Source organism: Arthrobacter sp. B0316-1-20 (assembly GCF_059091865.1).
This window is the reverse complement of record NZ_JBNHHC010000026.1, coordinates 1-18,728: the sequence shown is the minus strand read 5'-3', so window position 1 is coordinate 18,728 and position 18,728 is coordinate 1. Positions and strand designations below refer to the sequence as shown.

The 18,728-nt window shown below is 64.8% G+C and carries 16 protein-coding genes and 3 tRNA genes; 16 read left to right on the top strand and 3 right to left on the bottom strand.

All coding sequences use genetic code 11. The annotated features are described in order from the left end of the window. The first annotated feature begins 10 nt into the window (after positions 1-10). From AC5RW2_RS29630 to AC5RW2_RS29590, 9 genes are all read left to right on the top strand, one after another. The gene (locus AC5RW2_RS29630) at positions 11-979 is read left to right on the top strand and encodes a DMT family transporter (protein ID WP_493963994.1); all 969 of its coding nucleotides are present in this window, start codon (positions 11-13) and stop codon (positions 977-979) included. A gap of 229 nt (positions 980-1,208) precedes the next feature. Then, the gene (locus AC5RW2_RS29625) at positions 1,209-2,597 is read left to right on the top strand and encodes a glycine--tRNA ligase (RefSeq protein WP_493940706.1); all 1,389 of its coding nucleotides are present in this window, start codon (positions 1,209-1,211) and stop codon (positions 2,595-2,597) included. A 58-nt stretch (positions 2,598-2,655) separates the two neighbouring features. Beyond that, positions 2,656-3,564, top strand: a complete 909-nt coding sequence (locus AC5RW2_RS29620; RefSeq protein ID WP_493963995.1) for a GNAT family N-acetyltransferase — start codon at positions 2,656-2,658, stop codon at positions 3,562-3,564. Positions 3,565-3,587: 23 nt separating this feature from the next. Then, on the top strand, positions 3,588-4,256 hold the full coding sequence (locus tag AC5RW2_RS29615; RefSeq protein WP_493963996.1) for an HAD family hydrolase: 669 nt from the start codon (positions 3,588-3,590) through the stop codon (positions 4,254-4,256). Between the two features lie 111 nt (positions 4,257-4,367). Next, positions 4,368-5,549 carry a tRNA dihydrouridine synthase DusB gene (gene dusB, locus AC5RW2_RS29610; RefSeq protein WP_493963997.1) on the top strand — a complete coding sequence of 394 codons (1,182 nt, stop codon included), beginning with the start codon at positions 4,368-4,370 and terminating at the stop codon, positions 5,547-5,549. After that, positions 5,542-6,837 carry a deoxyguanosinetriphosphate triphosphohydrolase gene (locus tag AC5RW2_RS29605; protein WP_493952446.1) on the top strand — a complete coding sequence of 432 codons (1,296 nt, stop codon included), beginning with the start codon at positions 5,542-5,544 and terminating at the stop codon, positions 6,835-6,837. The genes dusB and AC5RW2_RS29605 overlap by 8 nt, the downstream gene beginning before the upstream one ends. Before the next feature lie 110 nt (positions 6,838-6,947). After that, the gene (gene dnaG, locus AC5RW2_RS29600; protein ID WP_493952445.1) at positions 6,948-9,062 is read left to right on the top strand and encodes a DNA primase; all 2,115 of its coding nucleotides are present in this window, start codon (positions 6,948-6,950) and stop codon (positions 9,060-9,062) included. A gap of 142 nt (positions 9,063-9,204) precedes the next feature. After that, positions 9,205-9,277, top strand: a tRNA-Asn gene (locus AC5RW2_RS29595). Positions 9,278-9,465: 188 nt separating this feature from the next. After that, positions 9,466-9,538 (top strand) — tRNA-Asn (locus tag AC5RW2_RS29590). A 46-nt stretch (positions 9,539-9,584) separates the two neighbouring features. On the opposite strand, the gene AC5RW2_RS29585 is transcribed toward AC5RW2_RS29590, so the two are convergent. Then, positions 9,585-11,006, bottom strand: a complete 1,422-nt coding sequence (locus tag AC5RW2_RS29585; protein WP_493963998.1) for a GH1 family beta-glucosidase — start codon at positions 11,004-11,006, stop codon at positions 9,585-9,587. A gap of 204 nt (positions 11,007-11,210) precedes the next feature. On the opposite strand from AC5RW2_RS29585, the gene AC5RW2_RS29580 reads away from it, so the two are divergent. From AC5RW2_RS29580 to AC5RW2_RS29560, 5 genes are all read left to right on the top strand, one after another. Further along, positions 11,211-11,987, top strand: coding sequence for a phage holin family protein (locus AC5RW2_RS29580; RefSeq protein WP_493963999.1), 777 nt, complete (start codon positions 11,211-11,213; stop codon positions 11,985-11,987). Between the two features lie 88 nt (positions 11,988-12,075). Then, a complete protein-coding gene (locus AC5RW2_RS29575) occupies positions 12,076-12,705 on the top strand; it encodes a CDP-alcohol phosphatidyltransferase family protein (protein WP_493964000.1) in 630 nt (209 codons plus the stop codon). Between the two features lie 42 nt (positions 12,706-12,747). Then, the gene (locus AC5RW2_RS29570) at positions 12,748-13,659 is read left to right on the top strand and encodes a DMT family transporter (protein ID WP_493952441.1); all 912 of its coding nucleotides are present in this window, start codon (positions 12,748-12,750) and stop codon (positions 13,657-13,659) included. 55 nt (positions 13,660-13,714) lie between these two features. Then, on the top strand, positions 13,715-14,911 hold the full coding sequence (locus tag AC5RW2_RS29565) for a glycosyltransferase (protein WP_493964001.1): 1,197 nt from the start codon (positions 13,715-13,717) through the stop codon (positions 14,909-14,911). Positions 14,912-14,975: 64 nt separating this feature from the next. Continuing rightward, positions 14,976-15,049 (top strand) — tRNA-Ile (locus AC5RW2_RS29560). Positions 15,050-15,245: 196 nt separating this feature from the next. On the opposite strand, the gene AC5RW2_RS29555 is transcribed toward AC5RW2_RS29560, so the two are convergent. Beyond that, on the bottom strand, positions 15,246-15,542 hold the full coding sequence (locus tag AC5RW2_RS29555) for a hypothetical protein (protein WP_493964002.1): 297 nt from the start codon (positions 15,540-15,542) through the stop codon (positions 15,246-15,248). Between the two features lie 492 nt (positions 15,543-16,034). Here AC5RW2_RS29555 and AC5RW2_RS29550 point away from each other — a divergent pair, with 492 nt between their 5' ends. Further along, complete coding sequence (locus AC5RW2_RS29550) at positions 16,035-17,225, top strand: acyl-CoA dehydrogenase family protein (RefSeq protein WP_493964003.1); 1,191 nt, start codon at positions 16,035-16,037, stop codon at positions 17,223-17,225. On the opposite strand, the gene AC5RW2_RS29545 is transcribed toward AC5RW2_RS29550, so the two are convergent. Continuing rightward, positions 17,222-17,731, bottom strand: coding sequence for a murein hydrolase activator EnvC family protein (locus tag AC5RW2_RS29545; protein ID WP_493964004.1), 510 nt, complete (start codon positions 17,729-17,731; stop codon positions 17,222-17,224). The genes AC5RW2_RS29550 and AC5RW2_RS29545 overlap by 4 nt on opposite strands. A 378-nt stretch (positions 17,732-18,109) precedes the next feature. Between AC5RW2_RS29545 and rpsB the strand changes: the two genes are divergently transcribed. Beyond that, a partial coding sequence (gene rpsB, locus AC5RW2_RS29540) for a 30S ribosomal protein S2 (RefSeq protein ID WP_494074813.1) occupies positions 18,110-18,728 on the top strand: 619 nt, incomplete at its 3' end.

The following is an 18,728-nucleotide window of genomic DNA, read 5'->3' as shown; positions in this document are numbered from 1 at the left end:
AGTAGGTGGTGTGCCCATCCACCATCGTCTGCCGCTGGCCGTGGGTCTGCCCTTGGCTGTTGCGGCCGGCGTATGCATGCCAATCCAAGGACGGATCAACGGTGCGCTCGGCGCGCGGCTCGACGACGGACTGGCGGCCGCCGTCGTCAGTTTCAGCACCGGCCTGGTGCTGCTGGCAGCGCTATGCCTGCTGCTGCCGGCGGCCCGCCGCGGACTGCTCCGCGTGGTTCCGGCGCTGCGGGAGCGAAAGTTCCCGCGCTGGTATTTGCTCGCTGGCTGCAGCGGTGCCTTCCTGGTCCTGAGCCAGGCCGAAACCGTGGCGCTGATCGGCATCGCGCTCTTCACTGTCGCGGTGGTGACCGGGCAAACCATGTCCGGTTTGCTGGTGGACCGGCTGGGCTTGGGGCCGGGCGGACGGAGTCCGGTGACCGGTATCCGCCTGGTCAGCGCCGTGCTGACCGTGCTGGCGGTGGCCTGGGCAGTGTCGCCCAAGCTCATCCTCGGCGGCCCGGCAAGCGCCTGGCTGCTGCCGGTGCTGCTGCCGCTGGCAGCGGGCTTCCTGCAAAGTTTCCAGCAGGCCCTGAACGGGGTGCAGACCATGCACTACCGATCGCCATGGCCGGCCACGCTGATCAATTTCATTGTGGGCGGCGCGCTGCTGTGGGCGGCGTGGGGGATCAAAGTGGCGATCGCCGGCACCGGCAACCCGCTGCCGGCCGAGTGGTGGTATTACCTGGGCGGGCCGATCGGCTGCGCCTTCATCGCGGTGGCCGCGGTGCTGGTGCGTTCGCTGGGCGTGCTCCAGACCGGACTGGGCATGATTTCGGGGCAGATCCTGGGCTCGCTGCTGCTGGACCTGGCCGTACCGGCACCTGGCACTGTGATTACGACGGCGACGGTGCTGGGTACGCTGCTGACCCTCCTGGCCGCTGTGCTCGGCACGCTGCCGTGGCAACGGCGTTCGTTCAGGAGCGGCTGACGGCGCCGCCGCGGTCCCTGGCTGCGCCGCCGCCGTCGTTGCTCTGTTGGTGAGGGGCCCGGAATCATATGTCGCGGCTGCCTCATGCGGGTTCGGATTCGCGTTTTCGGTAGGCTAACGTTGTAGCTTCGCTACGCGCCGATCCGCACCGCAACTGCCGGACGGATTGGTGCCATCACAGCCTGCGGACCGCACCCAGCGGCCCTGGAGAGATACGGAGAGCCACCTCATGGCAGCAGCCAAATCAGTCCTCGATTCGATCATTTCGCTGGCCAAGCGCCGCGGCTTCGTTTTCCAGGCTGGTGAGATTTACGGTGGATCCCGCTCCGCATGGGACTACGGACCGCTGGGTGTCGAGCTAAAGGAAAACATCAAGCGCCAGTGGTGGCAGACCATGGTGCGCGGCCGCGACGACGTGGTCGGGCTGGATTCCTCGGTGATCCTGCCGCGCCAGGTCTGGGAAGCATCGGGCCATGTCGACGTCTTTTCCGACCCGCTGGTGGAATGCCTCAACTGCCACAAACGCTACCGCGCCGACCACCTCGAGGAAGAATACGAGGAGAAGAAGGGCCGGGCACCGGAAAACGGACTCAAGGACATCGCCTGCGTCAACTGCGGCACCAAGGGTGAATGGACCGAACCACAGGAATTCTCCGGCCTGCTCAAGACCTTTTTGGGTCCGGTGGCCCAGGAGGAAGGCATGCATTACCTGCGCCCCGAGACCGCGCAGGGCATCTTCGTGAACTTCAACAACGTCCTGACCACCTCGCGGAAAAAGCCGCCGTTCGGCATCGGCCAGATCGGCAAGAGCTTCCGAAACGAGATCACCCCGGGCAACTTCATCTTCCGCACGCGTGAATTCGAGCAGATGGAGATGGAGTTCTTCGTGGAGCCGGGCACGGACGAAGAGTGGCACCAGTACTGGATCGACGCGCGGCTGCAGTGGTACGTGGACCTGGGCATCAACCGGGACAACCTGCGCCTCTTCGAGCACCCGCTGGAAAAGCTGAGCCACTACTCGAAGGGCACCACCGACGTCGAATACCGCTTCGGTTTCCAGGGCTCGGAATGGGGCGAGCTGGAAGGCATCGCCAACCGCACCGACTTCGACCTGTCCACCCATACCAAGCACTCCGGCACCGACCTGAGCTACTTCAACCAGGCCACCAACGAGCGCTATACCCCGTACGTGATCGAGCCGGCCGCGGGCCTGACCCGCTCCTTCATGGCGTTCCTGGTGGACGCCTACACCGAGGACGAGGCGCCGAACGCCAAGGGCGGGGTGGACAAGCGCACCGTGCTGCGGCTGGATCCGCGGCTGGCCCCGGTCAAGGCCGCGGTGCTGCCGCTGTCCCGTAACGAGGACCTCTCGCCCAAGGCCAAGGAACTCGGAGCGGCGCTGCGCAAGAACTGGAACATCGACTTCGACGACGCCGGCGCCATCGGCCGCCGCTACCGTCGTCAGGACGAAATCGGCACGCCGTTCTGCATCACCGTGGACTTCGACACCCTTGAGGACCAGGCGGTGACCATCCGGGAACGCGATTCGATGGCCCAGGAGCGCGTCTCCCTGGACAAGGTCGAAGGATACCTGGCGGCCCGTCTGGTCGGGGCCTGACAGGCATCCGTTACCGCCTCAGGAACCGCCCGTTTAGCGCACCCGATGAAGGAGAACCATGGCCCAGCTGACCTACCGCGACTGGCGCGAGGACGATGACTTGGCCCTGCTGCAAATCTGGGGCGATCCGGAAACCGGCCAGGCCGGGCATTTCCGGGCCATGCTCCGGCCTTCCGCCGACCAGCCCTGGTCGCGGTGCATCGTGGCGGAGGACCAGGGGATAGCGGTTGCCGCAGGTGCCGTCTATGAGACCAGCCTGCACCCGGACCGGTTGTGGGTCTACGTCGAAGTTGCCCGCGGGCACCGCGGCGCGGGAGTCGCCAGCGACCTGCTGGCGAGGCTCCGCGCCGAAGCCGAGCAGGCGCCGTCGGGCGTGCGGAAGCTGCGGGCCAAAGTGGAGCCGGACACATCCGGTGCCGCGTTTGCCCGGGCCGCCGGCCTGACCCAGATCCAGAGTTCACGCGTTGTGCTGGTTTCGCCGGGGGCGCTGCCGCTGCCAGCCCTGGGCGAAACCGGCCCGCAACTGGAGGAGGCGGCCACCGGATCGGTGGAACTGACCCGAGCGGTGGCGGACTTCTACAACTCGGTCCACGTGTGGGACCGGGCGGACATGACCGTGGGGCGCGCACAGCAGATGCTGCTCAGCGAGTCAGCGGGAGCCGGCGGAGCGGTGGTGCTGCGCAGTGCGCCGAAGGCCGAGAGCGGCACCATCCAGGCCTTCGCCGTCAGCTACACGCACGAGCGCACCGACGCACCGGCCGACGTGCTGCTGGGTTACGACACGGCACTGCCGGCCGAAGACGCCGAGGCAGCCGTTCGTGCGTTGCTGGCGATGCTGGTGGCCCAGTACCCGGTGCAGCTGGAGGTGGACGATTCGATGACCGCCGTGCTTGCTGTGCTGCAGCCGCTGCTCGACTCCGGCGTCGCCAGACAGCTGGGCCCGGCAACCTCCATCGTGAGCGACTAACACGGCGAAGCAAAGGAGTGGACATGAAGGGTGTGCTGTTCGACGTCGACGGGACGCTGGTGGACTCGAACTACCTGCACGTGCTGGCGTGGTGGCAGGCGTTCCGGCAAGCAGGTGTTGACGTTCCGATGGCTGCCATCCACCGCTGCGTCGGCATGGGCGGCGGCAGGCTCATCGAGCAACTGCTCGACGACGGCCGCGACCGGACGCAGGACGAACAGCTCAAGGCCGCTCACGGCGCCGTCTTCTCCACCTACTGGCCGGCGCTGCGCCGCTTTGACGGCGCCCGGGAGTTGGTGGACCGCGCGGCCGCGGAGGGACTCGCCGTCGTACTGGCATCGTCTGCCGAGGAAGCAGAGCTGGCCGTGTTGCGCCGGGTGATTGACGCCGACGGGTCGATCACCGCCGCCACCAGCTCAGCGGACGCCGATAACAGCAAACCTGCGCCGGACATTCTGCAAGCCGCCCTGGACGCGGCCGGGCTTCGGGCCGCGGACACTGTCTTCGTTGGCGACGCCGTCTGGGACATCCACGCGGCTGGAGAACTCGGGATTCCCTGCATCGGACTGGAGTGCGGCGGAACCGCGGCGGAGGTCTTGACCCAGGCGGGCGCCGCCGAGGTGTACCGGAACCCGCAGGACCTGCTGGAACACTTTTCCGAAAGCGCGCTGGGCGGCCTCCTGCGCGGGTGATGTTGAGGACGCCCGGTTTCCCGGCCGCTGGCCAAGGCCTCACCGCCGTGCGGCGATCCACAGGAGGGTGTGCGGGCGGACGGATTTGTTCGGTTTTGAGAGAATGGACTGGTGACACTTACCGCTGCATCCGAATCGGCCGCCAAGCTTGAGCTTCCGCCGCTCAAAATCGGGCCGATCACCGTCGACACCCCGGTAATCCTGGCTCCGATGGCCGGCATTACCAACAAGGCATTCCGCCGGCTCTGCCGCGAGTATGGCGGCGGCCTCTATGTGGCGGAGATGGTCACCTCCCGAGCGCTCGTCGAACGCAACCGCGAATCGATGCGGATCATCTCGCATGACGAGGATGAGGATGTGCGCTCCGTCCAGCTGTACGGGGTAGACCCCAAGACGGTGGGTGCCGCCGTCCGGCTGCTGGTGGAGGAAGACCGCGCCGACCACATCGATTTGAACTTTGGCTGCCCGGTCCCCAAAGTCACCCGCCGTGGCGGCGGTTCCGCGCTCCCGTGGAAGACCGAGCTGTTCACCGCGATCATCCAGGCCGCCACGCGCGAGGCCGCCAAGGGCAACGTGCCGTTGACCATCAAGATGCGCAAGGGGATCGACGACGACCACCTCACCTTCATCGAGGCCGGCAAGATCGCCCGCGACGCCGGCGTCGCCGCCGTCGCTCTGCACGGCCGTACGGCCAGCCAGTTCTATTCAGGCAAAGCGGACTGGGACGCGATTGCCGAACTGCGCGAGGCGCTGCCGGATGTCCCGGTACTGGGCAACGGCGACATCTGGAGCGCCGAGGACGCGGTGCGGATGGTGCAGCAGACCGGGGTGGACGGCGTCGTCGTCGGCCGTGGGTGCCAGGGCCGTCCCTGGCTGTTCGGCGACCTGCAGGCAGCCTTCGAAGGCACCGACACCCGTTTCCGCCCGGGGTTAAAAGATGTTGCGGACAGTTTCTACCGTCACGCCGAGCTGCTGGTGGATTATTTCGAGGACGAGGGGAAGGCGCTGCGGGATATCCGCAAGCATGTGGCCTGGTACTTCAAGGGGTACTCGGTGGGCGGCGAACTGCGGGCCGCGCTGGCCCAGGTGCCCACGCTGGAGGTGCTCCGCGAACTGCTGGCCGAACTCGACGCCGATGGGCCCTACCCGGGAGCAGACGCCGAGGGGCCGCGGGGCCGCGCCGGTTCACCCAAGCGCCCGGCGCTGCCGGACGGCTGGCTCTCCAGCCGCGAACTGAACGCCGATCACAAGGCAATGATCGCCGCCGCCGAACTGGACGTCTCCGGTGGCTGAGGCGCGTACCGGCCACCCGGCGCCACCTACGCCGGGATACACGGAGTTCGATCAGGAACGCTGGTACGCGGAGGAACCGAAGAGCACCTACCGCACACAATTCGAAAGGGACCGCGCGCGGGTACTTCATTCGTCGGCTCTGCGCCGTCTGGGCGCCAAAACGCAGGTGGTGTCCCCGGACACGGACGATTTTGTCCGGACCCGGCTGACCCACAGCCTGGAGGTGGCGCAGGTGGGCCGCGAACTGGGCCGGACGCTGGGCTGCGACCCGGACGTAGTGGACGCAGCCTGCCTTTCCCACGACCTGGGCCATCCTCCGTTTGGCCACAACGGGGAGACCGCGCTCAACGCGGCAGCGCATGCTATCGGCGGTTTCGAAGGCAATGCGCAGACCCTTCGACTGCTCACCCGGCTGGAGCCGAAGATCCTGCGCCCGGACGGCTCGCCGGCCGGCCTGAACCTCACCCGGGCCAGCCTGGACGCGGCGTGCAAGTACCCGTGGGCGGCGGACGACGCGCCGGTCATCCACGGCAAGCGCACCAGCAAGTTCGGCGCCTACGAGGACGACCTTCCGGTCTTCAACTGGCTGCGCGAAGGAGCAGCCGAGCGCCGCTCCTGCCTGGAGGCCCAGGTGATGGATCTGGCCGACGACATCTCCTACTCTGTGCACGACGTCGAAGACGCCATCGTGGCCGGGCGCATCCAGCTTAAATGGCTGGACAGCGCCGACACCCGCAGCCGCGTCATCGGCTATACCCAGCAGTGGTACCTCCCCACCAGCGACGCCCAGGAAGTGGATGACGCACTCACCCGGCTGGAACAATCCGGCGTCTGGGTGCGCGAGGCCGACGGCAGCCGCAAGGCGATGGCCGCGCTGAAGGACATGACCAGCCAGTTGATCGGCCGATTCTGCTCCAGCGCGATGGAAGCCACCCGCTCCATCTACGGCCCGCAACAGCTGACGCGCTACGAGGCCGAGCTGGTGGTGCCCCAGGAGACAGCCACCGAGATTGCCGTCATGAAGGGGCTGGCCACCACGTTCGTGATGACGGCGGATCTGCGCCAGCCGGTCTACGAGCACCAACAGGAAATCCTGCACGACCTGGTCAGTGAGCTGCACGCCACCGGGGAGAAGCATCTGGAAGAGCCCTTTGCCGCCGATTGGCGGGAGGCCGCCGACGACGGTGCCCGCCTGCGCGTGGTGATCGACCAGATCGCCTCGCTCACGGATGTGTCTGCCCTGGCGCTGCACGAACGCCTGATGGGGGCGCACCGGACGCTGCTCTGATGTCCTGCCGGCAGCCCGACCCGTCCTCCACAGGTGGCCGCCGGGGCACCGCCGTCACCAGCCAGCCGCGGCGCAGCCGCCGATTTGGCGCTGCTGCATAACATAGGACTATGGCCGGACTCATTAAGCGTGAAGACATCGATGAAGTCCGCCAACGTACCGACATCAAGGAAGTCATCGACGGCTACGTGACGCTGAAGTCGGCAGGCATCGGTTCCTTCAAGGGCCTGTGCCCCTTTCACGACGAGCGCTCGCCTTCGTTCCATGTCCGTCCGCAGGTGGGGACCTACCATTGCTTCGGCTGCGGTGAAGGCGGCGACGTGATTTCCTTCCTGCAGAAGATGGACCACACCACGTTCTCCGAGACGGTGGAGAAGCTGGCCCACCGGATCAACTACACGCTGCGGTACGAAGACGGCGGCACCGGCCCGCGCCGGGAAGACGTCGGCAAGCGGCAGCGGCTGCTGGACGCGCATAAAGTCGCCGCGGAGTTCTTCCGTGAACAGCTGCAGACCCCGGGCGCCGCCGCGGCGCGGGAGTTCTTGTCCGGGCGTGGCTTCGACCAGGCAGCCGCAGAGCATTTTGCCGTTGGCTACGCCCCGCAGGGCTGGGACGGCCTGCTCAAGCACCTGACCGGCCGCGGCTTCACTCAGGACGAACTGCGCCTGACCGGCATGTTCTCCGGCGGGTCGGACGGGTCCGACGGCAGGAACAGCCGGATCTACGACCGTTTCCGCGGGCGGCTCATCTGGCCCATCCGCGATCTGACCGGTGCGACCATTGGTTTTGGTGCCCGCAAGCTCTACGAAGACGATCAGGGACCCAAGTACTTGAACACCCCTGAGACGGTGCTCTACAAGAAGTCGCAGGTCCTCTACGGGATTGACCTGGCTAAGCGGGATATCGCCCGCAGCCGCCAACTGGTGGTCGTTGAGGGCTACACGGATGTGATGGCTTGCCATCTCTCCGGTATCCAGACAGCTGTGGCTACGTGCGGGACGTCCTTCGGAACGGACCACATCAAGATTGCCCGGCGCCTGCTGTCCGATGATGGAACCGGCGGCGAAGTAATCTTCACCTTCGACGGTGACGAGGCGGGTCAGAAGGCCGCGCTGCGGGCCTTCGAAGAAGACCAGCGGTTCGTCGCCCAGACCTACGTTGCGGTGGAGCCCAGCGGTGCGGACCCCTGCGACCTGCGCCTCAGCCACGGCGAAGGTGCGGTCCGCGAACTCATCAGCTCCCGGCGCCCGTTGTTCGAGTTCGCCATCAAGGCCACGTTGAAGAAGTTCAATCTGGATACCGTCGAGGGACGGGTCTCGGCGCTGCGGGCCGCCGCGCCGGTGGTTGCCGACATCAGGGACCCGGCGATGCGGCCAGGCTACTCGCGTGAGCTTGCCGGCTGGCTGGGCATGGACGTTGACGAGGTCGCCCGCGCGGTGGCCGGCGCCGTCAAACGCGGACAGGCCGGGGCCGCCGGGAAGACAAGCCGCGAGCGGGACCAGCAGGGCCGCGGGCAGGAACCCAACCGCGGCGGGCAGCAATCTTCGGCGCGGGACTGGCAGGGCAACAACCGTCCGGCAAGCCGGCAAGGTGGGTGGAGCACGGCCGCTCCTTCCCGGCCGCAACCGAACGCCCACGCGGGGGCGTCGTACGGCCAGGGTGCGCAGCACTCCTACACCGACGGCAACCCTTACGACAGCACTCCCTTCCACGGGCCGGAATCCGCCCAGGTTCCGGCACCTGAGCCGGCCTACCCGAGACCGGACCTGCGGGACCCCGTTGTCCGGCTGGAACACCAGGCACTTGAAGTGGCCATCCAGCAACCCGGCCTCCTCGATGCGAACCAGTGGGAACAGTTCATGCAGGCCCGCTTTCTGGCGCCCATGCACGTGGCCGTTCACGGTGCGGTGCGGGCGGCAGGCGTGTCCGGTGCCACCCCGTCTCAGTGGGTGGAGACCATCCGCCAAGAGGTGCCTGAGGAATTGCGCAGCTTCGTCTCCGAATTGGCGGTCACGCCGCTGCCGGCGCAGAACGACGACGGCCTGCGGCTGTATTGCCGGGGGATTCTCAACCGGCTGCAGGACCTGCAGATTACCCACCTGAAGGCGGACAAGCTGGGCCAATTGCAGCGGATGGATCCATCCGCCGATCCCGAGGACTTCCAGCGGATCAACCGTGAACTCATGGAACTGGAGATGCAGCGCCGCGCCCTTCGCTCGGAATAGGAACGCGGGCGAGGCCAGCCGTTGGGGCCAGCGATGTTAGGCGTGCCACAAGATCCCTTCTTCGCGGTCCACGATTGGCAAGTTCCGGGCTGCATTGAGTATGCTGTTGGAGGTCAAACCGCCTTGTGGCGGATGGCAGCCTTCCCCCGTAGCTCAATTGGCAGAGCATTCGACTGTTAATCGAAGGGTTACTGGTTCGAGTCCAGTCGGGGGAGCGGTACTACGAATCCCCGCCTTCAGTCGAAGTCGGGGATTCGGTGCTTTCTAGCCCCGGGGGTCGAGCCCAGTGGTCGTCTCCACGGTCTGATCCGCCGGGTTGGTGGGAAAACCCCCGCTGTGGTGGCCGGGCGGGCGTTCGATTTCGCTCCGTGTCGGCGTGCTGCTAGAGTTTTACTCGCTTCATTCCCCCGTAGCTCAATTGGCAGAGCATTCGACTGTTAATCGAAGGGTTACTGGTTCGAGTCCAGTCGGGGGAGCTCAAGAAAAAAGATCCCGCACCGGTAACCGGCCGCGCAATCTTTTTTATGGCGCGGTCTCGACCTGGTTGCTGGCAGCAACATGCGCATACCAGCGCCCGCTGTCCTTGACCGTGCGCTCCAAGGTGTTGTAGTCCACCCGCGTCAATCCGAAGCGTTTGGCGTAGCCCCAGGTCCACTCGAAGTTATCCATCAAGGACCAGCCGAAGTAGCCCCGCAGATCCACACCGGCCTGGATCGCGCGATGGCATTGAATAATGTGGGCGCGGAGGAACTCGAGTCGCTGCGGATCGTGGACTGCGCCGTCGTCCGAGACCTCGTCATCGAAGGCCGCGCCGTTCTCCGTAATGTACAGCGCCGTCCCGGCCGGTCCGCTGTATTCATCCTGCAACCGCAGGAGCAGCCGGTACAGCCCCTCGGGTTGGATTTCCCAGCCCATCGCCGTCGTCGGCAGGCCGCGGGAAACGGAACTGACATGGTCGGCCGCCGGGTAGGCCGGCGCCACCGGGCGCGCTACCGGGGCGGCGTGGGTATTTTCGGCATCCTCACGCGGATGGCCAGTAACCGCTTCTCCGTGGTAGTAATTGACCCCCAGCGTGTGGATTCGGGTCCGGATCAGGTCAAGGTCGCCGTCCCGGATCCTGGCATCGAGCCCGTACTTCTCCAGGTCCGCCAGAAAGTCGGGAGGATACGACCCGTGGAAGACCGGGTCGAGGAAAGCGCGATTGAACTGGCCATCAATGCGGCGGGCGGCGTCGACGTCAACCGGGTCGTCCGGATCAAGCGGATCCGCCACCGTGAAGTTCAGGGTGAGGCCGAGTTTGGCGCCCGGATCGCGGCGGCTCAGCTCGTCCACGACCAGGCCATGGCCGAGGAGCAGGTGGTGCATGGCGGCCAGCGCCTGCGTCCGCGACTGTATTCCCGGGGCATGGACACCTGAACCGTAACCGAGGAAGGCCGAGCACCACGGCTCGTTCAGTGTGGTCCAGACCCGTACCCGGTCGCCAAGCGCCTGATGAACCTCCAGCGCATACTCCGCGAAGCGGTAGGCCGTGTCCCGGTTCGCCCAACCGCCCTTTTCCTGAAGCGCCTGGGGCAGGTCCCAGTGGTACAGCGTGAGCCACGGCTTGATACCCGCGGCACACAACTCATCGACTAGCCTCGAATAGAAATCCAGCCCGGCCGGATTCACCGCGCCGTCGTCCGGCTTGATCCGTGGCCACGCCGTGGAGAACCGGTAGGCACCGAGATTTAAGGAGGACATCAGGGCAACGTCCTCGGGGTACCGGTGGTAGTGGTCGCACGCTGTCCTACCGGTCTGGCCGCCGACTATGGCTCCGGGCAGCCTGCAAAACGCGTCCCAGATTGAATCGGTACGGCCGTTCTGGTCCGACGCGCCTTCAACCTGATAAGCGGCCGTTGCCGCGCCCCAGAGGAATCTCTTCGGAAAGTGCAGGACCTTGTGCATAGGTTGATCTCCCGGCGTGGGCGGACACAGATTGCCTGCCAGCCTAGATGGCGAGGGAAACAAACGTAAGCGTTTACTCATATTTTTTGTCCCACGGCACTTCCGTGAATGTCGTCCCTACGACTGAGGGGCCGAGCTGGGGCAGAATGATAATTTGATGGTGTGGACACTCGCGCACTACCGACAATGATGGAGGCAGAGCCCATGACCGGTCCGGAAGGCCCCAGGAGCACCGCAACCGGTGCGAAGATGTCGACGGTGGAACTGGCGCGGCTTGCAGGCCAACTGACACCCCGCCAGCTACAGGACGAAGTCTCTCTCGCCCTGCTCGAACTCAAAGGCAAGGGCGTCAAGGTCGGCGTTGCCGCCGGGATCCTCGTGGCGGCCGTGGTGTTCTTGGTCTCCATGGCCATATCTATCTTGGTGGCGGCGATCATGGGGCTGGCGCTCGTCATGCCTGCCTGGCTGGCGGCGCTGATCGTAGCGGCGGTCTTCCTGGTCGTGGGAAGCATTTTGGCTCTGATCGGATATGCGGCGTTGAAGAAAACCATGCCCCTCATGCCGGCCGAAGCCATCCGGGGCGTCAGGTACGACGTCGGCGTGCTTCGTGAGGGCAGCAGTTTCGATCCGGCAACGCTGGAGGAGAAGCCCAAGGAAGAGGCCAAGCCGGAGAAGGCGGAGGAACCCCAGCCGCCGGCTCCGACGATGGAAGAACTGCGTGCCCGCACGTCCGAACGGCGCGATCATCTGGCGACCCTCCGGGACGATCTTGGCCGCCGGGTCGACCTCCGTCCCCGGGCGGAGCAAGCCAAAGCCCGCGCGAGGCACGCAGCAGATGCCGCTACCGAGCGTCTGGTGGCCGGTGCGGACTCAGTCAGCGAGGCCGCCCCGGAGTTAAAAGAGCGCTGGAAGACGCTGGCTACGCTGGCAGTGTCGCTGACGGCGATGGGCGTGATGCTCCGGCGGTTGCTGCAGAAATAACGCACGCAGTGCCGCACAGCGGCATGGGAGCCGGCTGCAGGACAGCCGGCTGCGAAGCGTGGAACGACGGCTGAGGGGAGGGACAGCGTTGAGGATAATCGGTGCCGGAACGCGGCGCGATTTTGAGTACCGGGAACTGCACACCTTCTGGACCATCCCGAACCTCATCACGGTGCTGCGCTTCCTTGCGGTGCCGCTGTTCGTCTGGTTCATCGCCCGGGAGTCATACGGTGCTGCCACCATCACACTGGTGCTGCTGGGGTCCACGGACTGGGTTGACGGCTACATAGCGCGGCGCTTCAACCAAATGTCTTCGGTTGGAAAGTGGCTGGACCCCGTCGCTGACCGGCTGGCACTGATCATTGTGGCCGTCACCTTCGTTGCTGCCGGTATTGCGCCGTGGTGGCTGCTGCTGTCCATCATCATCCCGGATGCCATCCTGCTGGCGTTCTCCCTGATCCTTTTCCATGGCAGCCCGGATCTTCCCGTCACGAACATCGGCAAGATCCGCACCGCCTTGCTTCTGGTAGGAACTCCGTTGCTGCTGCTCCACCGGGTAGAAGGCTTCGGCCAAGACTGGCTTCTGGCTCTGTCCTACATCATCCTGGTTGCGGGGTGCGCGGGTCATGTCCTCGCCTGGCTGGGCTATATGCGGGCGGCATGGCGAAAATACAACGCGCAGCGCACGGCCAGCGACGACGGGTCCAGCCGTGGTTGAGCCGGCGCCGGGGCAGCACCCGGCCTCTGCTGACGGGACCTCATGGTCTGGTTAGCGATCTTTTGCGCCCTGCTCGGCGCCTTCTTCCTCGCACTCGGCACGCAGCGCCAAGCCAGCGCTGTCCAGGCCAATACCGGCGGCCTGGCAATGAGCGTCTCGGGCTTGGCGCGGATGCTCCGCAACCCGCGCTGGGTTCTGGGTCTGTTGATGTTGGTTGTCGGTATGGGGCTGAACGTCTTCGCCTTGGTCAGCGCACCGCTCACCGTGGTCCAGCCAATCGGCGCCATTGCCTTGGTGATCACCACCATCATCAATTCCAAAGACCAAGGAATCCGGCTCAACCGCATCACCGTCGTGGCGATCTCCGCCTGCGTGGCCGGCAGCGCCGTCTTCGTTCTGCTGGCGGTCAATGTCACCGGCGAAAGCCACAAGGTGCGGCCAGATGAGGAACTTTCGGCGGTGCTGCTGCTGGCCGTTGTTGTAGCCGTGTTCCTCTCGCTGGAACTGATGTTCCGGCACCGGCTCAATGCCTTCGCGTACATTCTCGGCGCCGGAATGCTCTTCGGTTTCGTCGCCGTACTGGTCAGGATCATCGGCCTGCGGTTGCTGGAACCGGGCGGCGGCTTCATCGCCAACGTGCCCATCTACACCGTTATTGCAGTCGCCGCCGCGGGCGGCCTGGGATCTTGGTTCGTACAGAGTGCCTACGCCAGCGGCCCGCCCGATTTGGTGATCGCCGGGCTGACAGTGATCGATCCGGTGGTGGGCATCTCCATTGGCATTTTCATCCTTGGGGAACTCAGGCCCGACGTCGAGCCGGTGTTCGCGATCGGCATGGTCGGAGCGGGATTGGTTGCTATTGTTGGGGTCATCGCCCTCTCGAGGCACCATCCCGACGTCCTCCAGAAACAAGAGGCCCGGCGCAGGGCCCAAGCCTCGGGCAAGAAACCGTAGGGCTGAAGCGCCGATGAAAAATTATGATACGACGAATCAAGGAGTCTTGCCGCAGGTGAGCGACGACACCGGACTTAAACCCCTCAAGATCCTGATTGCTGCCGATACCTATCCGCCGGATGTCAACGGAGCGGCGGTCTTCGGCTTCCGTCTGGCCACGGCGATGACCAAGCGCGGACACAGCGTGGACATCATCGCCGGCAGGAGCGATAAGGGCCCGACCTTTGTGGAACAGCGTCCCGAGGCCCAGGTGCACCGGCTGCGCTCGCACTCGGTGCCGACGCATGAGACGTGGCGCATCTGCCTGCCTTGGGAGATCAAGCGCGACATCAAGCGGATCTTCGATGAAGTGCAACCGGATGTGGTGCACATCCAGTGCCATTACATGATCGGACAGGCCACCATTACCGAAGCGGTGCGACGAGGCATCCGCACCATAGCGACCAATCACTTCATGCCGGAGAACCTGGAGCCGTTCCTGCCGTTTCCGCAGTGGTTCCTGAATATTGTGGCCAAGAATTCCTGGCGCGACATGGGCAAGATCATGGGCAAGGCTGCCGTGGTCACGACGCCGACGCCGCTGGCCGCCAAGGCGATGCGTGACCATGCCTTCCTGCACAAGGTGCTGCCCCTGTCCAACGGTATTGATGCCGCTGTCTATGAATTGGCGCCGGGGGAGAGCGTCGACAAACCGGAGCACCCCACCGTGTTGTTTGCGGGTCGGCTCGCGGTGGAGAAGAACGTGGATACGTTGATCGAGGCACTGGCCATGACTGATCCCGCATTGAATGTTCATCTCGAGATAGTCGGCGACGGCGACGAGCGGAAAAACCTCGAGGGCAGGGTCGCCGCCATGGGGCTAGGCCGTCGGGTTTCCTTCCTGGGCCATGTTGACGACGACGAGCTGCGCCGGGCGTACCTGCGCGCTACGGTTTTTTGTCAGCCGGGAACCGCGGAGTTGCAGTCGCTGGTGTCGCTGGAAGCCATGTCCGCCAGTAAACCGGTGGTTCTGGCCAATGCGATGGCCTTGCCGCACTTGGTGGAGGACGGAGTTAACGGGTACTTGTTTGCTCCCCGAGACCCCGCTGATTTGGCAGCCAAGCTCAACGCGGTCCTCGGGCAGAGCCCGGAGCGGATTGCGGCCATGGGGGAGGCAAGCCATGCTAAGGCGGTGCGTCACAGCATCGACGAGACCATGGACACCTTTGAGCGGCTCTACCGCGGGGGTTCTGCGGACGACTACCTCAACTAATCTGACGTTGGTAGCGGTGCCAGTTTCAAATTCGTGGTCTGCATTCAGTAACATCGTAGGGCACGGGGCGGTAGCTCAGTCGGTTAGAGCAAACGACTCATAATCGTTCGGTCGTGGGTTCAAGCCCCACCCGCCCTACATCGTGCAACACGGACCGGGTCCGGGAGCCAGCCCTCCCGGACCCGGTCCGTTCTTTTGGGGGACGGAACGTGAGGGAAGCGGCCCACAGGCGATGGTGCCCACTCACAGAAATGTGCGGAGCAACGGGTGAATGATCCCGCCGTTCCGCACATTTGGTCCGGAGCCTCACCCCGGGCGACTAGTGCCTGGTGGCCTAATCGTAGTGGTGCCCGTTGTCGCAGTCCCGGTACCAGCCGTGATGCCAGTCACCGTGATGCTTGTACCAGCCATAGTTCCAGTCACACCGGTCATCATGATGATGCCGCCGATGGTGGTGGCGATAGTCGCCCCTGTGATCACGGTTTCCGTGGTGGTCATGACCGTAGTTGCTGGTGGACACGCTTTGAACCGTGCTCGCCGACGCAGGAGCGGCAGTCATTGCCAAGCCCGTGAAACCGAATGCTGCAACAAGCAGTGAGGACCCGACGACGCGCAGCTTTGTGTTGTTCATGGTGTATCTCTTTCCAGTATTTGCTTCTACAGCGGATGGATTCTCGCTGTAGTTCCGGACAAGAAAAACGCTACTCAGCCGCTGTGAAGTGCATCACCCATGCAAGCTTTTATTACATGGTGAACCGTCGCGACACGCCAAGCAGGAAACGCCCGGTTAAACGTGCAGTAAGCGATCCCGATGGGCGTGAATTAGCGCCTCGGTTTGGTTGTCAAAACGTACTAAGAATGCCCCAATATTAACGTTCTACCGGGCAACTTCCCCCAGCCCGGTCGGTCAGAACTGCTACCGCGCCCGCTGCCTGAAAAACGAAGCAGTTCGAAGCTGCCCTCCGGAATGAGCGGGGGAGGCGTGCCGACTCGGGGGAGGGACGGGTCGAGACCGTTGCCTCGTGACTCGTTCTTGCGCTATGTTACTGCTCAGTAACTTCGCGGCGTAAGCGGATGAAATCTGCCCGGCGCCGGAGCCTGCCTGACTGAAAAGGAAGCCACTATGGGCCAGCGTGTCATCGATCCGAACGATCTTCCCTATGCCGACGGAGACTTCTTTGCCTTCGAGTCGCTGCTCCCGGTGGCGGAACGTGACCGGCTGCACGACGTGCGCGACTGGCTGGCCAAGGAAGTCCGCCCCATCGCCGTCGACTGCTGGAACCGGGCTGAGTTCCCGATGGACATCATTCCGAAGCTGGCGGACCTGGACATCGTCAGTCCGGTCCGGCGGCAGGGCTACTCGAATCTGTTCGCCGGACTCATGCACGCGGAGTTCACCCGCGCGGACACCTCCATTGCCACGTTTATGGGTGTTCATGATGGGCTGTTCACCGGTTCGATTGAAGCGCTGGCATCGAAAGAGCAGCAGGAGGCCTGGCTGCCAAACATCTACGCCATGAAGAAGATCGGCGCCTTCGGGTTGACGGAACCGTTGGGCGGTTCCGACGTCGCCGGCGGCACCCGCACCACCGCCCGGCGCGACGGGGACAACTGGATCCTGAACGGCGCCAAGCGCTGGATCGGCAACGCGACCTTCTCCGATTGGGTGGTCATTTACGCCCGCGACATAGCCGACAATCAGGTGAAGGGCTTCCTGGTGGACACGTCCATCCCCGGCTACAGCGCGACGAAGATCGAGAACAAGATCAGCCTGCGGACGGTGCAGAACGCAGACATCACCCTCGAGAACCTGGTGGTCTCCGATGACTTCCACCTCAAGGGCGCCAACAGCTTCCGGGATACCAACAAGGTGTTGAAGGTAACGCGGCTCGGCGTGGCCTGGCAGGCTGTAGGGCAGCAGCTGGCTGCCTTCGATGTGGCGCGGCGCTACGCCGTGGAGCGTCACCAGTTCGGAAAGCCACTGGCATCATTCCAGCTGGTCCAGGATCAGTTGGTCCAGATCCTCGGCAATGCAGTGGCCTCGATGGGCATGATGGTTCGGCTGGCGCAGATGGAAGACACCGGCCAGGCGAAGGACGAACACTCGGCGCTGGCCAAGGCGTTCACCACGGCGCGGATGCGTGAAAGCGTGGCCCTGGGCCGTGGCATCCTCGGCGGAAACGGCATCGTTGCCGACTATGAAATGGCTAAGATCTTTGCGGACGCGGAAGCCATCTACTCCTACGAAGGCACCCACGAAATCAATTCCCTCGTCACCGGGCGAGCCATCACCGGATTGGCGGCGTTCGTCTAACCGTCCGGCACCGGCAGCAACACCGACGGCCGCAGGTCCATGACGAACTGCAGCGGGTTGATATAGGTTTCGCCGCGGCGCACTCCCCAGTGCAGGCAGGCGGACGGGCAATGTCCGCTGTCGGCGACTGTTCCGACCGGGTCGCCGGCGGAGACGGTGTCGCCTGCCTGCAGCTCGGACGCCACCGCCAGCAAGCTGCTGCGCAGCCCGTTGCCATGGTCGACCGTGATGACCCGGCGGTCCACCACCCAGCCGGAGAAACTGATCCGGCCGTCGGCGGGGGAGAGGACCGTGGTCCCGGCGGGGACGGCCAAATCGACTCCGCGGTGGCCGCTCAGCCATGGCTCGGGCGGCGGGTCAAAACCGCGCACTACGGCGGGCGCCGGCACGGCAGGCCAGTTCCACCGTTGATCGGCTGCGTCGGCGACCGGTGCGGCCGGACCGGTGGCCAGTAGCAGCATGGCTAGGGCTGTGGCGGCTCTGTGGCGGGTGAAGGGCGGCTTCATGTCACCCATCGTTACCGCGAACGCGGACCTGCTGGCGGCGCGAACAGGATGTGTGCGCGAAATCCCCGTCGTTGGCCGCTGTGGAGGATGGGAATGCGCGGGAACGGGCCGCCGCCTGTAGTACACTGGGCGAAGCAGTTTTCCGTCCATGACGCATGTCCGGACAGAGGCTGACTACGCGTGTCTGAAATCCACTGTCGCAAATATGCTGCGATGGAATGTGCCCAGGCGGTCCGGGAAACCGGTCCGGGCACATGCTCTGCCGTCCAAGGCGGAGCCGACAGACGCCAGGAGCTTCGCCCGCCGGGCGAGAAGCTAATAACCGTCTATGAGGCAGCAGACCAGGCCCAGCCGGATGCTGCCGGAAGGAGTGACGACATGCCAGTCGTTACCATGCGCCAGCTGCTCGACAGCGGCGTACATTTCGGTCACCAGACCCGCCGTTGGAACCCGAAGATGAAGCGCTTCATCTTCACCGAGCGCAACGGCATCTACATCATCGACCTGCAGCAGTCGCTGTCCTACATCGACCGCGCCTACGAGTTCGTCAAGGCCACTGTTGCCCACGGCGGCACCGTGCTCTTCGTTGGTACCAAGAAGCAGGCTCAGGAAGCCATCGCCGAGCAGGCCACTCGCGTTGGCCAGCCGTACGTCAACCAGCGTTGGCTCGGCGGCATGATGACCAACTTCCAGACCGTCTCCAAGCGCATCTCGCGCCTGAAGGAACTCGAAGAGATCAACTTCGACGACGTCGCTGGCTCCAGCCACACCAAGAAGGAACTGCTCCTCCTGCAGCGCGAGAAGAACAAGCTCGAAACCACGCTGGGCGGCATCCGCAACCTCACCAAGACCCCCTCGGTCATGTGGGTTGTGGACACCAAGAAGGAACACCTGGCCATTGACGAGGCCCAGAAGCTCGGCATCCCCGTGGTGGCCATCCTGGACACCAACTGCGATCCGGACGAAGTCGACTTCCCGATCCCGGGCAACGACGACG

Excerpts from the sequence above, each read along its gene's own strand:
- dnaG (WP_493952445.1), top strand. The coding sequence starts at position 6,948 with ATGGCCGGACTCATTAAGCGTGAAGACATCGATGAAGTCCGCCAACGT.
- AC5RW2_RS29620 (WP_493963995.1), top strand. The coding sequence starts at position 2,656 with ATGGCCCAGCTGACCTACCGCGACTGGCGCGAGGACGATGACTTGGCC.
- AC5RW2_RS29555 (WP_493964002.1), bottom strand. The coding sequence starts at position 15,542 with ATGAACAACACAAAGCTGCGCGTCGTCGGGTCCTCACTGCTTGTTGCA.
- AC5RW2_RS29625 (WP_493940706.1), top strand. The coding sequence starts at position 1,209 with ATGGCAGCAGCCAAATCAGTCCTCGATTCGATCATTTCGCTGGCCAAG.
- AC5RW2_RS29570 (WP_493952441.1), top strand. The coding sequence starts at position 12,748 with ATGGTCTGGTTAGCGATCTTTTGCGCCCTGCTCGGCGCCTTCTTCCTC.
- AC5RW2_RS29550 (WP_493964003.1), top strand. The coding sequence starts at position 16,035 with ATGGGCCAGCGTGTCATCGATCCGAACGATCTTCCCTATGCCGACGGA.
- AC5RW2_RS29545 (WP_493964004.1), bottom strand. The coding sequence starts at position 17,731 with ATGAAGCCGCCCTTCACCCGCCACAGAGCCGCCACAGCCCTAGCCATG.
- AC5RW2_RS29585 (WP_493963998.1), bottom strand. The coding sequence starts at position 11,006 with ATGCACAAGGTCCTGCACTTTCCGAAGAGATTCCTCTGGGGCGCGGCA.
- AC5RW2_RS29580 (WP_493963999.1), top strand. The coding sequence starts at position 11,211 with ATGACCGGTCCGGAAGGCCCCAGGAGCACCGCAACCGGTGCGAAGATG.
- AC5RW2_RS29615 (WP_493963996.1), top strand. The coding sequence starts at position 3,588 with ATGAAGGGTGTGCTGTTCGACGTCGACGGGACGCTGGTGGACTCGAAC.